Consider the following 14601-nt stretch of genomic DNA (forward strand, 5'->3'; position numbering starts at 1 on the left):
TCATCCCGGCCGCCCCAGCCCCTGGACACCTACACAAGGAAGGACGCCGCGGAGTTTGATCTCGTTCCGGCGGCGCCCGCGGAGCGAGCCTGATCACATTCGGATCACAGGATCGCCACGCCGTTTGCGCGCCGGTTCATGCGCCAGTTGTCCGCTGCATGCCCTGCACAAACCTTTCACCAAACAGAACAACCGGAAAGGGCTAAACATATCTCGCATTTCGGACATCGGGTTGACAGGGGAGGCATGACCCGATGTTCTGGTGGGCATGCTCGCTCACTTGGCACTCATGACGACGACCGGCACCGCCGCGTCCGTCCGTGCTGACCGCGTGCACCACAGCTGTTGCTGTTCCAGCTGTTGAGTCGTTGAGCCGCAGGCTCCGACCGCGCTTCACTCCCCACCTCCCCCGCACGCCCTCCGCGCCCGCCTCCACCGCGGGATCCGCCTCCGCGTGCCGCACGGCCCGTCAGCAACGACCCGTCTGATCGACCTGTACGACTGAGGAACCCCACACTCGATGAACAGCGACAGCGACCTCCAGATCGCCGGCGACATCCTCGAAGTCCAGCACCTGCTCCAGCCCGCGCGGGAACACCCCCGGACCGTGGCCGAGTTCGCCGGGCTCGCGCGCTCGCTCGCCGCCGACCGCGCCCAGTGGGCGCACCTGATCGAGTTCGACGCGACGAGCCGCTGGTACCACCGGCTGCGCACCGGCCCCGGCTACGAGGTGTGGCTGCTGTCCTGGGTGCCCGGACAGGGCAGCGGGGTGCACGACCACGGCGGCTCGTCCGGTGTCATGACGCTGCTCCAGGGGGAACTGACGGAGCGTTCGCAGCGGGGCGCGCGGACGCTCGCGGCGGGCGCGCAGCGGGTGTTCGCGCCGGGTTACGTGCACGAGGTCGTGAACGACTCCCTGGAGCCCGCCGTCAGCCTGCACGTCTACTACCCCGGGCTGACCGACATGCCGATGCACACCGCCGCGTGCGCGGTCGCCGCCGGGGCCACCGCCTGAGCCCGGGCGGCCGGGGCCGCGCGCCGGGCCCGCGCGGGGCGGCCCGCGGTTCCGAGACCGGCTGACGGGTTGTCGGTGCTGCCTGCGATGCTGGGCGCATGCGCATTGTGGTTCTGGCAGGCGGCATCGGTGGTGCCCGGTTCCTTCGCGGTCTCAAGCTGGCGGCTCCGGACGCGGACATCACGGTCATCGGCAACACCGGCGACGACATCCATCTCTTCGGCCTGAAGGTCTGTCCGGATCTCGACACGGTGATGTACACGCTGGGCGGGGGGATCAACGAGGAGCAGGGCTGGGGCCGCACCGACGAGACCTTCAAGGTCAAGGAGGAGCTGGCCGCGTACGGGGTCGGGCCGGAGTGGTTCGGGCTCGGCGACCGGGACTTCGCCACCCACATCGTCCGGACGCAGATGCTGGCGGCCGGCTTCCCGCTGAGCGCCGTCACCGAGGCGCTGTGCGAGCGGTGGCAGCCGGGCGTCAGGCTCATCCCCATGTCCGACGACCGCGTGGAGACCCATGTGGCCGTGGACGTCGACGGGGAGCGCAAGGCCGTGCACTTCCAGGAGTACTGGGTGCGGCTGCGGGCCTCCGTGGACGCGCAGGCCGTCATGCCGGTCGGCGCCGAGCGGGCCGCGCCCGCGCCGGGGGTGCTGGAGGCCATCGCCGACGCCGACGTCATCCTCTTCCCGCCGTCGAACCCCGTGGTCAGCGTCGGCACCATCCTGGCCGTGCCCGGCATCCGGGAGGCCATCGCCGAGGCCGGGGTGCCGGTCGTCGGGCTGTCCCCGATCGTGGGCGACGCCCCGGTGCGCGGGATGGCCGACAAGGTGCTCAGCGCGGTCGGCGTCGAGTCCAGTGCCGCCGCCGTCGCCGAGCACTACGGCTCGGGGCTGCTCGACGGCTGGCTCGTCGACACCGTGGACGCGGGCGTCGTGGACCGTGTCGAGGCGGCCGGGATCCGCTGCCGGGCCGTGCCGCTGCTGATGACGGACCCGGAGGAGGGCACCGCCGCCGCCGAGATGGCGCGCGTCGCGCTCGCCCTCGCCGAGGAGGTGCGGGGCGCATGAGCGGACTGCGTGTGTGGGCCGTGCCCGGGATCCCCGAGGTGCGCGAGGGCGACGACCTGGCGAAGCTGATCGCCGCCGCCGGACCCGGGCTCGTGGACGGTGACATCGTGCTCGTCACCTCGAAGATCGTCTCCAAGGCGGAGGGGCGGCTGGTCCGCGCCGCCGACCGGGAGGCCGCCATCGACGCCGAGACGGTCCGGGTGGTCGCGCGGCGCGGCACGCTGCGGATCGTGGAGAACCGGCAGGGCCTGGTGATGGCCGCGGCCGGGGTCGACGCGTCCAACACGCCGGCCGGGACCGTGCTGCTGCTGCCCGAGGACCCCGACGCGTCGGCCGAGGCCGTGCGGGCCGGACTGCGGGACGCCCTCGGCGTCGAGGTCGGCGTCATCGTCACCGACACCTTCGGCCGCCCCTGGCGCACCGGACTGACGGACATCGCCATCGGCGCCGCGGGCGTGCGGGTCCTGGAGGACCTGCGGGGCGGCACCGACGCGTACGGCAATCCGCTGAGCGCGACCGTGGTGGCCACCGCCGACGAGCTGGCCGGCGCCGGGGACCTGGTGAAGGGCAAGGCCGGCGGGCTGCCGGTCGCCGTGGTGCGCGGGCTCGGCGACGCCGTCGTGGCCGGGCCGGGCGGGTCCGCGCGGGAGCTGGTGCGCGGCGCCCGGGACGACATGTTCCGGCTCGGGACGTCGGAGGCCGTGCGGGAGGCCGTGACGCAGCGGCGCACCGTGCGGGCGTTCACCGACGAGCCGGTGGACCCGGGCGCCGTGCGGCGCGCGGTCGCCGCCGCCGTGACCGCTCCGGCGCCGCACCACACGACGCCGTGGCGGTTCGTGCTGCTGGAGTCCGAGGGGGCGCGGGTGCGGCTGCTCGACGCGATGCGGGACGCGTGGATCGAGGACCTGCGGCGGGACGGCAGGAGCGAGGAGTCCATCGCCCGGCGGGTGCGGCGCGGGGACGTGCTGCGCGACGCGCCGTACCTCGTGGTGCCGTGCCTCGTCATGGACGGCTCGCACACGTACGGGGACGCCCGGCGGGACGCCGCGGAGCGGGAGATGTTCGTCGTGGCCGCCGGAGCCGGGGTGCAGAACTTCCTGGTGGCGCTGGCCGGGGAGCGGCTCGGCTCCGCCTGGGTCTCGTCGACCATGTTCTGCCGGGAGGTCGTGCGGGAGGTGCTCGACCTGCCGGCGGGGTGGGACCCGATGGGGGCCGTGGCCGTGGGGCATCCGGACGGGGTGCCGGCCGAGCGGCCGGCCCGGGTCGTGTCGGAGTTCGTGGAGGTCCGCTAGCGGGATCGGCGCACGCCGTCCGCCGCGCCGCTGGGCGCGCGCTCACCACCGGGCGATGTCCACCTTGCGCATCTTGGGGTGTCTGCGGGGCGGGGAGACGCCGGTGAGGAGCAGTAGGCGGGCGGCCCGGTGGCGCTGGCCCGCGTACGGGGCGAGGAGTTCCAGCATGTCGGCGTCGGTGGCGTCGCGGTTGCCCGCCAGGGCGTAGCCGACGATGCCGGGCAGGTGCAGGTCGCCCGTGGTGACCTCGTCGGGGGTGCCGTTCGTGCGCTGGACCGTCTCGGCGGAGGTCCAGGGGCCGATGCCCGGGACCAGTTCCAGGCGGGCCCGTGCCGCGGCGGGTTCCATCGCCGCCGCCTCCTCCAGGCGGCGCGCCACCCGGGCCGCGCGGATGATCGTCGCGGCCCGCTTGTCGTCGACGCCCGCCCTGTGCCACTCCCAGGACGGGATGAGGGTCCAGGTGCGCGGGTCCGGGGGGATCCGCATGCGCAGGTCCTGGCCGCCCGCCGGGCCCGGCGCCGGTTCGCCGAAGGTGTGCAGCAGCAGGCGCCAGGCGCGGTAGGCCTCGTCCGTCGTCACCTTCTGTTCCAGGATCGACGGGATCAGGGACTCCAGGACCAGGCCGGTGCGGACCAGCCGGAGGCCGGGGCGGCGGCGCACCGACTCGGCGAGCAGGCGGTGGCGGGGCTCGAAGGGCGCGGGGTCGTCCAGCTCGCCCAGCAGGACCGGCAACCGGTCGAGGGACCAGGCCGCGCCCGGTCCCCAGGACGCGGCGCGCACCGTGCCGTCCGGGGCGGCGGTCAGCCGGAGGGTGGCCGGGCCCTCGGGGGTGCGGCTGGTCCGCCACACGGTGCCGTCGGGGACGGCGCGGAAGGTGGGGTCCCCCGGGCCGCGCCGCAGGGGTCCCAGGGTGAGGCCCAGGTGGAGCGGGGCGGCCGGGGTGTAGGTGCGGGTGGACTCCGGGGCGGTGAGCGGGCCCGGGGACGGGGCGGGCACGCGCGGGGCGCCGTCGCTCGCGGGGGTGCGGGACGGTGCCGGGGTGCGCGGGGTGTATCGGCGGCCTGCCACTGGGGTCCTCGGTGGGTCGGTGTGCCCTTCGAGGGTAGAGGGTCGCCCCGCGTCCCCCGGTTACTGGTCGGACGAGAAGCGGACCGAGGCCGGCGGGAGGGCGGCGTCGCACCAGACGCGGACGCCCGTGTGCAGTTCGTTGTCCGCGCCGACGTGGGCGCCGTCGCCGATGACCGCGCCGGTGAGGACCGTGCGGGCGCCGATCGTGGCGCCCCGGCCGATCAGGGAGTCCGTGATCACCGCTCCGGGTTCGACGGTCGCGCCGTCGAGGATCGCGGAGCCGGAGACGCGGGCGCCCCCGCCCACGCGCGCGTGGGCGCCGACGACCGTGCCCTCGGTCAGCTTCGCGTCGGGGGCGACCACGGCCGTGTCCATCACCAGCCGCTCGCCGCAGCGGCCGGGGACGGCCGGGGACGGGGCGCGGCCCAGCACCAGGTCCGCCGAGCCGCGCACGAACGCCTGCGGGGTGCCCAGGTCCAGCCAGTACGTGGAGTCGACCATGCCCTGGAGGTGGGCGCCGCGGGAGAGCAGGTCGGGGAACGTCTCGCGCTCCACCGACACCGGCCGGCCGGCCGGGATGGTGTCGATGACCGAGCGGCGGAAGACGTACGCGCCCGCGTTGATCTGGTCCGTGACGATCTCTTCGGGGGTCTGCGGCTTCTCCAGGAAGGCCGTGACCCGGCCCGTCCCGTCCGTGGGGACGAGACCGTACGCGCGCGGGTCCTCGACCCGCGACAGGTGCAGGGAGACGTCCGCGCCGGTCGACTCGTGCTCGTGGACCAGGGCGGGGATGTCCAGGCCCGTGAGGATGTCGCCGTTGAAGATCAGGACCGGGTCGTCCGGGCCCGAGCGCAGCCGCGGGGCCACGTTGCGGATCGCGCCGCCGGTGCCGAGGGGCTCGACCTCGGTGACGTACTCCAGGTGGAGGCCGAGGCGGGAGCCGTCGCCGAAGTACGGCTCGAAGACCTCGGCCAGATAGGAGGTGGCCAGCACGATGTGGTCGACGCCCGCCGCTTTCGCGCGCGCCAGCTGGTGCGTGAGGAACGGGACGCCCGCCGCCGGAACCATCGGTTTCGGCGTGTTCACGGTGAGGGGGCGCAGTCTGGTGCCCTTGCCGCCGACCAGGAGGATCGCTTCTGTCACCTGTCGTCTCTGCTTCCTGCTGGGGCCGGCCGAACTGTCTTTCGGCCGGCCAGTGTATGCAGACCGTTCGCGCGGGCCGGGAGCCGGCGTCAGCGGCCCTGGAGGCGGGCCGAGCTGCTACGGGCCGTGCCGAGCTTCTTGTAGAGACGCCGTCCCGGGCATTCGGTTGCGAACCCGTCCCGGTGGCCGGAGATCACCTTCAGCCGTACATTCTTTCCCTTCTTGTACAGATTGCCACCGCCCGACTTCAGATACGTCGTGCCACGAGGGTTGGCTCCGTACAGGCCGAGCTTCCAGGCCGTGAGGCGGGCGATGGCGTTCACCGCGGCCGCGGGCGGGGTGGAGCTGCCGAAGGTGCCGAGTACGGCGATGCCCGTGCTGTTGGTGTTGAAGCCGAGGGTGTGGGCGCCCATGACGGGCTTGGTGACGCCGCCGGCCCGGCCCTCGTAGATGTTTCCGCACTTGTCGACGAGGAAGTTGTAGCCGATGTCCCGCCAGCCGCTGCTCTTGACGTGGTAGCGGTAGATACTGCGAATGACCGAAGAGGCCTGTGAGCAGCGGTAGTTGTTGCCGGATGCGCTGTGGTGGACGAAGGCCGCCTTCACCGTCTTGGTGTAGCCGAACTGGCGTTCGCGCAGCTTCTCGTCGGCGCCCCAGCCCTTGCGGGTGATGATCCGCGGGCGGGGGCCGACGTAGGGGCGGGCCTTGGCGTCGTCGGCGCCGCGGGCCGCGATCAGGTCGTCCTCGCTCTCCTTCTTCGTCAGCGCCGGGATGACGCTCGCGCCGAGCGGGGCGAGGTCGGCGTTGACGGCGGAGGCGGCGGCGGTCTCGGGGGTGAGGACCGCGCCGCGGGGGCCCGCGGCCTCGGCGCCGGCGGCCGGGGGTTCGGCTCCCGGGTCCACGAGTTCCAGGCGCAGGCCCTTGGGGAGCGGCTCGGTGCCGGGGGCGGCGGCGCGGGCGCCCGCCGGGGGCTCCTCGGCCTTGACGCGCACCTCGACGCCGTCGGAGTCGCCGACCCAGAGCGGGGCGGTCGCGCCGCGGAGGGTGCGCGAGGCGTGCTCGGCCGTGTCGGGGTCGGGGGCGTCGTCGCTGTGGGTCTCGACGTCCTGCCAGGTGGACCAGGTGGAGGTGCCGGTGGTGCGGGTGCGGACCTGGACCTGGCCGTGGAGTTGGGCGTCCGGGTCGTCCCAGACCACGCCGACCAGGGAGAAGGGGCGCACGTCGCGGCGGGGCAGGCCCTGTTCCCGGCGCTGCTGGCGCGGGGCCGCGGAGCGGGTGCCGTCGCCGGGCGTCGTCAGAGGGGTGAGGGGGAGGGACTGGGTGGTGCCCGGGACGGACTCCTGCGCCGCGGGCTTCGCCGCGTGCGCGGCTGTGGGCAGGGTGAGGGGGAGGGTGAGGGCGGCCGCACAGGTGACGCCGATCGAGGAAGCAAGAAAACCACGCATGCCCACGATCGTGGACACAAGGGGGCGGGTCCGGCCATCGGGACGGGTCATACGGGTGCCGGGAAGTGGAGGGCGGGGGCCGGGGGGTGACGGAGTGTCGGGGTGTCGGGGTGTCGGGGCCGCGCGGACCGGGGTGGCGGGCGGTGGGGCGGCGGGCGGCAGGCCGGTGGGGCGGCGGGCCGGTGGGCGGTGGATCGGTGGGCGGCGGATCGGTGGGCGGCGGGCAGTGGGTCGGTGGGCAGTGGCCGGTAGGCGGCGGGCCGTAGACGGCGGGCCGGTAGGCGGTGGGTCGGTAGGCGGTGGGTCGGTGGTCGGGGGGCCGGTCGTCGGCGGGCCGGTAGCCGGTGGTCGGCGGCCCGGTAGGCGGCGGGTCGGTAGTCGGGGGGTCGGTGGTCGGCGGGCCGGTAGCCGGTGGGGCGGTAGGTGGTGGGGCACTGGGCGGTAGGGAAGTAGGCGGCGGAAGGGCAGGCCCTAGGGTGGGGGTGTGACTGATGTTGTGCTGACTGCCGCGCGGGTGCTCGACGAGGCGTTGCGGGGTGACCCCGGCCGGCCCCTCGTGACCTACTACGACGACGCCACCGGCGAGCGGGTCGAGCTGTCCGTGGCCACGCTGGCCAACTGGGTGGCCAAGACCGCCAACCTGCTCCAGGGCGACCTGGGCGCCGAGCCCGGGGACCGGGTCGCCGTGCTGCTGCCCGCGCACTGGCAGACCGCCGTCTGGCTGCTCGCGTGCTCGGCCGTCGGGGTCGTCGCCGACGTCGGCGGGGACCCGGCCCGCGCCGACCTCGTCGTCACCGGCCCCGACACCCTGGACGCGGCGCGCGCCTGCTCCGGCGAGCGGGTCGCCCTCGCGCTGCGGCCGCTGGGCGGACGGTTCCCGCAGCCGCCCGAGGGGTTCCTCGACTACGCGGTGGAGGTGCCGGGCCAGGGCGACCGCTTCGCCCCCTTCGCGCCGGTCGACCCGGACGAGGTCGCGCTCGTCGTCGACGGGACCGGGCGCACCGGCGCCGAGGTCGTGGCGCAGGCCCGCGCGGAGGCCGCCCACCCCGGCGCGCGCCTGCTGTCCGGGCTCGGGTACGACACCTGGCGGGGGCTGTCCGCCGGGCTGTACGCGCCGCTGGCGACCGGCGGTTCGGTGGTGCTCTGCCGCCACCTGGACCGGCTCGGCGAGGACGGGCTGGCCCAGCGCGTGGAGAGTGAGCGGGTCACCGCGACGGTCCGGTAGCCCGTTCGGCTCAGCTCCCCCGGCCCCGCACCGCCGACGGGTCCATGGTCGTAGAGACGCGTTCCATGTCTTCTACGTCGCCGAGGGGGATCCGCACGTGACCGACTCCGCCGCCACGCCGCCGTCCGGCTCGCCGTCCGGTGCGTCGCCCACCGGGGCCTGGCGGACGCGGCGGCGCCGGAGATGGCTGCGCAACGCGGCGCTCGGCGTGGCGCTGCTGGTGCTCGCGGCGGGCGGCGCCGGCTGGATCGCGTACCACAAGCTCGACGGGAACATCACGCCGGACGAGGCCGCCGCCACCGAGCTGGCCCGCTACGACAGGGAGCGGCCCACCGTCCTGGTCGACGGGGCGCAGAACCTGCTGCTCATCGGGTCCGACTCGCGGGCCGGCGGGAACCGGAAGTACGGGCACAACGACGGCACCCAGCGCTCGGACACCACGATCCTGCTGCACATCGCCGCCGACCGGAAGAGCGCCACGGCCGTCTCCTTCCCGCGCGACCTGATGATCGACGTACCGGCCTGCCACAAGCCGGACGGCTCCGAGATCGAACCGATGTTCGCGATGTTCAACTACGCGTTCGAGGTGGGCGGTTCGGCGTGCACCATCCGAACCGTGGAGAAGATGACGGGAGTCCGGGTCGACCACCACATGGTCGTGGACTTCCAGGGGTTCAAGAACATGGTCGACGCCGTGGACGGGGTCGAGGTCTGCGTGGACAGGCCGATCGACGACGCCTCCGCGCACCTGAAGCTGGCCGCCGGGCGGCAGCGCCTCGACGGGGAGCAGGCCCTGGGCTACGTCCGCGCCCGCAAGAGTCTCGGCAACGGCAGCGACACCGACCGGATGGACCGCCAGCAGCGCTTCCTCGGCGCGCTCGCCACCAAGATGCAGAGCAGCGGGGTGCTGCTGAACCCGGCGAAGCTGTACCCGGTGCTCGACGCCGCCACCTCCGCGCTGACCACCGACCCGGGGCTCGCCAGCCTGCACGGCCTCTACGACCTCGTGCGCGGCATGCGCGACATCCCGGCCGACCGGATCCAGTTCCTGACCGTGCCCCGCGAGTCGTACGTCTACAACGCCAACCGCGACCAGCTGATCCAGCCCGCCGCCGACCGCCTCTTCGCCCGGATCCGCACCGACGCGCCCGTCGTCGTCTCGAAGGAGACGCCCGCCGCGGTGCGGGCCGAGAGCCAGCAGGAGTACGACAGTTCAGACGAGTCCGGCATGTCGGACGAGGAAGAGGCGTACGAGGGCGAGGAGTACGAGGACGGCGGGGACTACGGCGACGACGGCAAGCCCGGCGCCCGCGGACCGTCCTCGTCCCCGTCCCCCACGCCCACACCCACGCCCACGTTCCGGGGCAACACGGCGGCTCAGGACGCCTGCGGGTAAAGGTCAAGTCATCAGTGGACACACTGGTTTCAAGAAATGGTCCGGATTGCCCAGTTGTAGGGGAGTGGAATTTGTCACCGCCGTCGCTCGACGCTGAACGGGGCGGATAGTGTGAGCGATCCGGTGCACCCGGCCATGCCTCGATACTTCGTCGGCGGGGTCGCGCACTGCTTACCGATCTTGACCGGGCGCCCCCTTTGAGGGGGGTGGGGCGCCGCGTGGCCCCGACGGAGGATGCAGAAAACCGTGGACGCGCAAGGCCGTGGGCGGGCCGACAACAATGTCGATCCCGCAGACCAGTGGGTGCTCAATCCCCAGACCGGCGATTACGAACTGCGACTGACCCCTTCCGGAGGGCAGTCGGCGGTGCCGGGCCCCCGCCGCAGCGCGCCCCGGCGCGGGCAGCAGCAGGAGGTCCCCGCCCAACGCAGGCGGCGCGAGCCGCAGCAGGCGGCGCCGGCCGCGAAGGCGGGCCGTCGCCGCTCGAAGCCGAAGAAGAAGGCCAAGGCCAAGAAGATCCTGCTCTGGTCGAGCGGCAGCCTGGCCTTCGTGGTGCTCGCCACCGCGGCCGGCGCCTACTTCTACTACGAGCACCTCAACGGCAACCTCACCGTCACCGACACCCCCGAGGCGAAGAACAGCTTCAGCAAGGACGAAGCGTTCAACGTCCTCATCATCGGGACGGACAAGCGCACCGGTAAGGGCAACGAGGGCTACGGCGACAAGGGCAGCGTCGGGCACGCCGACACCAACATCCTGCTGCACGTGGCCAAGGACCGGACGAACGCGACGGCGCTGAGCATCCCGCGCGACCTCATCGTGGACGTCCCGGACTGCACGGACGCCGACGGCAACGTGATCGCGGGCACCAGCCAGGTCCGCTTCAACACCAGCCTCGGACAGGACGACCGCGACGCGGGCTGCACCATGAAGACGGTGAAGGCGGTCACGGGCATCACCCCGGACCACTTCATGATGGCCGACTTCAACGCGGTGAAGACGCTGACCAGCGCGGTCGGCGGCGTCGACGTCTGTGTCGCCAAGGACGTGGACGACAAGGAGTCGCACCTCAAGCTCCCCAAGGGCACGTCCACCGTCGAGGGCGAGCAGGCCCTCGCCTTCCTGCGCACCCGGCACAGCTTCGGCAACCAGGGCGACCTGGACCGGATCAAGGTGCAGCAGCAGTTCCTCGGCTCGCTCGCCCGCAAGATGAGCTCCGGCGACACGCTCACCAACCCGCGCAAGCTGACCAGCCTCGCCGAGGCCGCGACCAAGGCGCTCACGGTCGACCAGGGCATAGGAAGTCTGAACAAGCTCAAGGACGTCGCCCTGGAGCTGAAGAAGGTGCCGCCGAAGAACATCTCGTTCGTGACCACGCCGGTCCTCGACAACCCGGCGGAGAAGGTCAAGGCGACGGTCGTCGTGAACCAGGCGAAGGCGCCCGAGGTCTTCAACGCCATCAAGAACGACGTGTCGCTGACCGAGACGAAGAAAAAGAAGAAGGCCGCCGAGTCGGCCAAGCTGAAGGGGCCGAAGTCGGAGGCGGCCGAGGTCCGCGTCGACCTCTACAACGGCAGCCTGAAGACCGGCGCCGCGCAGGAGACCCTGACCTGGCTCCAGAACAGCGCGGGCGTCACCAAGTCCAGCCAGCTGGGCAACAAGCCGACGCAGAAGAAGACGACGCTGGAGTACTCGCCCGACCAGGCCGACCAGGCCCGCCGGCTCGCCGATCTCATGGGGCTGCCCGCCTCCGCGCTGAAGCCCGGCAAGAGCGAGCAGAACGACCAGGGCCTGCCGGCGATGATCCTCGTCCTCGGCCAGGACTTCCAGGGTGCGGGCACACCCATCGACGGCGCCTCGGCGAAGGCGCCGAAGGTCGACGGCCAACAGACAGCGGACAAGACTGTGTGCGCCAAGTGACCAACCCCGGCCGCCTCTCGACTGTCTAACAAGTGACAGCGGGGCGGCCGGGACGCGGGCGCAGGGGGCGGGGAGGGCGGGGAGGACATGGGGCGAAGTGGTGTGCGCGGGGAGCGTTCACGACCGAGTGGCCAGGGCGGACCGACGGCGCACGCCGGGGACCGGGGCGGGAGCGGGGCGCACCAGCGGGGTCCCGGGGGCGCGCCTCCCGGACCGGACGGCCGCGGCTCACCCGGCCACCGGCACAAAGGCACCCGCACCCGGCGCGGGGGCTTTCGAATAATGCGCTGGACCGCGGGCACGCTCGCGGTCCTGGTGCTCGCGACCGGGGGCGCGGGCTACCTCTGGTACCGGCATCTGAACAGCAACATCAAGACGGACAAGCTCAACATCGGGGAGCACCGGGCGGCCAAGCCGACGCCGAACGCGGCGGGGCAGTTCCCGCTGAACATCCTGCTGATCGGCTCCGACAGCCGCAACAGCAAGGAGAACCTGAAGCTCGGCGGGTCCAAGGAGAGCGTCGGCGCGGCGCCGCTCGCCGACGTCCAGATGCTGCTGCACCTGTCGGCCGACCGCACCAACATGTCGGTGGTGAGCATGCCGCGCGACACCCTCGCCCGACTGCCCAAGTGCACCGACCCGGAGAGCGGCAAGGTCTACGACGCGACGGTCACCCGGCAGATGGTGAACACCTCGCTGGGCCGCGGCGGACCGGGCTGCACGGTCGCCACCTGGGAGGAGATCACCGGCATCCACATCGACCACTTCATGATGGTCGACTTCTCCGGTGTGGTGTCGATGGCGGACGCGGTCGGCGGCGTACCGGTCTGTGTCAGCGCCAATGTCTACTCGCGTAACAGCCGGGGCGAGGGCTCGGGCCTGAAGCTGCGGAAGGGCACGACGTCCGTCAAGGGCGAGCAGGCCCTGGCGTGGCTGCGGACCCGGCACGGCTTCGAGGACGGCAGCGACATCGCGCGCGCCAAGGCGCAGCACATGTACATGAGCTCGATGGTGCGCGAGCTGCGCAAGAACGCGACGTTCAGCCACCCCAACAAGCTGCGCACCCTCGCCGAGAAGGCGACGAAGGCGCTGCACGTCGACGACGGCCTGGACACGGTCAAGAAGCTGTACGACCTGAGCAACGAGCTGAAGAAGCCCGAGCCGGACCGGATCACGATGACGACGATGCCGTTCGTGTACGTGGGCGCGCGGGTGGCGCCGAAGGCGGACGACGCGGACGCGCTGTGGCGGCTGATCCGCGACGACGTCGCGCTCGACGGCAAGGACAAGAAGAAGAAGGCGAAGGACGAGGTCTCCGACGATCCGGCGGCCCCCGACGGCAGGATCGCGGTGCAGGTGCGCAACGGCACCCGCACGGCGACGACGACGGCGGTGCCCGGACGGGCCTCGCAGGTGGCGCAGGCGCTCGTCGGCAAGGGCTTCACGGAGTCGGTGCCGGACCAGTCCCAGTCGCTCACCGAGGAGCGGACGGTGCTGCGCTATCCGTCGGACGACCTGGAGGGCGACGCGCAGGCCGTCGCCACGTCCCTCGGCATCCCGCTGAGTTCGGTGAAGAAGGCGACGGACGTGTCCGGGGTGACGCTGATCGTGGGCGCCGACTGGAAGACCGGGAACGCCTATCCGAAGTCCGGCGGCGACGAGGACGCGGGCAAGGCGCTCGACAAGGAGCAGACGCAGAACGGCGCGGACGCCTCGACGTGCATGAAGGTCGAGCCGGGCTACACCTGGTCCTGACCCGCCCCTCCCGCCACGCGACCGGGGGCGCCGGAGTCCCGCTCCGGCGCCCCCGACCTCGTACGACGAGACGTCAGCCGGTGGCGAGCACCGCCGGGCGGCGCGAGGCGATGACCTTCTTCGCCAGCGCCCTGGGGCTGGTGAGGAAGCCCCAGCCCCACGTCATGTGCATGGTGGCCAGGGCGACCGGGATCTGGGCGCGCGCCTTGAGCGGCAGCCCCTTGCCCGCGGGGACGGACCCGGCGGCGATCGCCGCGAGGTAGCCGGCGGGGACCACGAAGCCCCACGGGGTGAGCGCGGCGCCCACCACGACGCCCGCGGCGATCGCGCAGACGGCGGCCGGCGGGGCGAGGTAGCGCAGGTTGATGGAGCCCGAGTGGTAGCGGGCGACGACGTGCCGCCAGCGGCCGTAGTCCTTGTACTGCTTGGCGAGCGCCTTCACCGAGGGCCGCGGGCGGTACGAGACCTTCAGCTCGGGCGAGAACCAGATGAGCCCGCCGGCCTCGCGGATCCGGAAGTTCAGCTCCCAGTCCTGGGCGCGGATGAACTCCTCGTTGTACCCGCCCTGCCGCTCCAGCGCCTCGCGCCGGAAGACGCCGAGGTAGACCGTGTCGGCCTGCTGGGCCTGGCCGCCGGTGTGGAACACGGCGTTGCCGACGCCGATCTTCGAGGTCATCGCGGCGGCGACGGCCTGCTCCCACGCGTTGGTGCCCTCGGCGTGCATGATGCCGCCGACGTTCATCGCGCCGGTCTCCTCCAGGAGGCGGACCGCGGTGGCGATGTAGCCGGCGGACAGCGCGGCGTGGCCGTCGACGCGGACCACGACCGGGTGGCGGGAGGCCTTGATCGCGGCGTTCAGCGCGGCGGGGGTGCGGCCCGTCGGGTTCGGCACGGTGTGCACGCGCTTGTCGGCGGAGGCGGTTTCGGCGACCAGTCGCGCGGCGATCTCGTCCGTGCGGTCGACGGACGGGCCGAGGGCGAGCACGACCTCCATGGGGCCGTCGTACTCCTGCGCCAGGATGGCCTCGACGGCCTCTCGCAGGTGCCGCTCCTCGTTGAGGATGGGCATGATCACGGAGACGGCCGGAAGCCGCTGTCCGGCGGTGTTGGCGGTTGCGTTCATCGGACGTCACGTTACCGCTAATGGGGGACACCGGCGCGCGCCGCCCGCCTCACTACCGCGGGCCGCAGATCGTATCGGCCTACGGTGCTCAGGATCCCACGCCCACCTTCTCGGAGGTGTTCCCCGGTGCCCACGCCGCCCCGCTCCCCCGC

General features: G+C 72.8%; 11 protein-coding genes. 7 read left to right on the top strand and 4 right to left on the bottom strand.

Annotated elements, in window-relative coordinates; genetic code table 11:
- Positions 1–520: 520 nt before the first annotated feature.
- From ACIP5K_RS22110 to ACIP5K_RS22120, 3 genes are all read left to right on the top strand, one after another.
- Complete coding sequence (locus ACIP5K_RS22110; protein WP_401411894.1) at positions 521–1015, top strand: cysteine dioxygenase; 495 nt, start codon at positions 521–523, stop codon at positions 1013–1015.
- Positions 1016–1113: 98 nt separating this feature from the next.
- Positions 1114–2082, top strand: coding sequence for a 2-phospho-L-lactate transferase (gene cofD / locus ACIP5K_RS22115; protein ID WP_401411896.1), 969 nt, complete (start codon positions 1114–1116; stop codon positions 2080–2082).
- The gene (locus ACIP5K_RS22120) at positions 2079–3374 is read left to right on the top strand and encodes a coenzyme F420-0:L-glutamate ligase (protein WP_401411897.1); all 1296 of its coding nucleotides are present in this window, start codon (positions 2079–2081) and stop codon (positions 3372–3374) included. Before cofD ends, ACIP5K_RS22120 begins: the two co-directional genes overlap by 4 nt.
- A 42-nt stretch (positions 3375–3416) precedes the next feature.
- On the opposite strand, the gene ACIP5K_RS22125 is transcribed toward ACIP5K_RS22120, so the two are convergent.
- From ACIP5K_RS22125 to ACIP5K_RS22135, 3 genes are all read right to left on the bottom strand, one after another.
- Positions 3417–4442 carry a DNA-3-methyladenine glycosylase 2 family protein gene (locus tag ACIP5K_RS22125; protein ID WP_401411899.1) on the bottom strand — a complete coding sequence of 342 codons (1026 nt, stop codon included), beginning with the start codon at positions 4440–4442 and terminating at the stop codon, positions 3417–3419.
- A gap of 60 nt (positions 4443–4502) precedes the next feature.
- Positions 4503–5585, bottom strand: coding sequence for a sugar phosphate nucleotidyltransferase (locus ACIP5K_RS22130; protein ID WP_401411901.1), 1083 nt, complete (start codon positions 5583–5585; stop codon positions 4503–4505).
- 89 nt (positions 5586–5674) lie between these two features.
- Positions 5675–7030: a peptidoglycan recognition protein gene (locus ACIP5K_RS22135; protein ID WP_401411903.1), complete on the bottom strand. Its 1356-nt coding sequence runs from the start codon at positions 7028–7030 to the stop codon at positions 5675–5677.
- Between the two features lie 484 nt (positions 7031–7514).
- Between ACIP5K_RS22135 and ACIP5K_RS22140 the strand changes: the two genes are divergently transcribed.
- The 4 genes from ACIP5K_RS22140 (at position 7515) to ACIP5K_RS22155 (ending at position 13326) form a co-directional block, all read left to right on the top strand.
- Positions 7515–8255 carry a TIGR03089 family protein gene (locus tag ACIP5K_RS22140; RefSeq protein WP_401411906.1) on the top strand — a complete coding sequence of 247 codons (741 nt, stop codon included), beginning with the start codon at positions 7515–7517 and terminating at the stop codon, positions 8253–8255.
- Positions 8256–8352: 97 nt separating this feature from the next.
- Positions 8353–9651: an LCP family protein gene (locus ACIP5K_RS22145; protein WP_401411908.1), complete on the top strand. Its 1299-nt coding sequence runs from the start codon at positions 8353–8355 to the stop codon at positions 9649–9651.
- A 246-nt stretch (positions 9652–9897) separates the two neighbouring features.
- Positions 9898–11571 carry an LCP family protein gene (locus ACIP5K_RS22150; protein ID WP_401411909.1) on the top strand — a complete coding sequence of 558 codons (1674 nt, stop codon included), beginning with the start codon at positions 9898–9900 and terminating at the stop codon, positions 11569–11571.
- 87 nt (positions 11572–11658) lie between these two features.
- The gene (locus ACIP5K_RS22155) at positions 11659–13326 is read left to right on the top strand and encodes an LCP family protein (protein ID WP_401411911.1); all 1668 of its coding nucleotides are present in this window, start codon (positions 11659–11661) and stop codon (positions 13324–13326) included.
- A gap of 73 nt (positions 13327–13399) precedes the next feature.
- Here the strand turns inward: ACIP5K_RS22155 and ACIP5K_RS22160 are convergent, their stop codons facing one another.
- The gene (locus ACIP5K_RS22160) at positions 13400–14449 is read right to left on the bottom strand and encodes a glycosyltransferase family 2 protein (RefSeq protein ID WP_401411912.1); all 1050 of its coding nucleotides are present in this window, start codon (positions 14447–14449) and stop codon (positions 13400–13402) included.
- Positions 14450–14601 lie beyond the last annotated feature (152 nt).

This window comes from Streptomyces sp. NPDC088785, assembly GCF_044750685.1.
GTDB lineage: Bacteria > Actinomycetota > Actinomycetes > Streptomycetales > Streptomycetaceae > Streptomyces.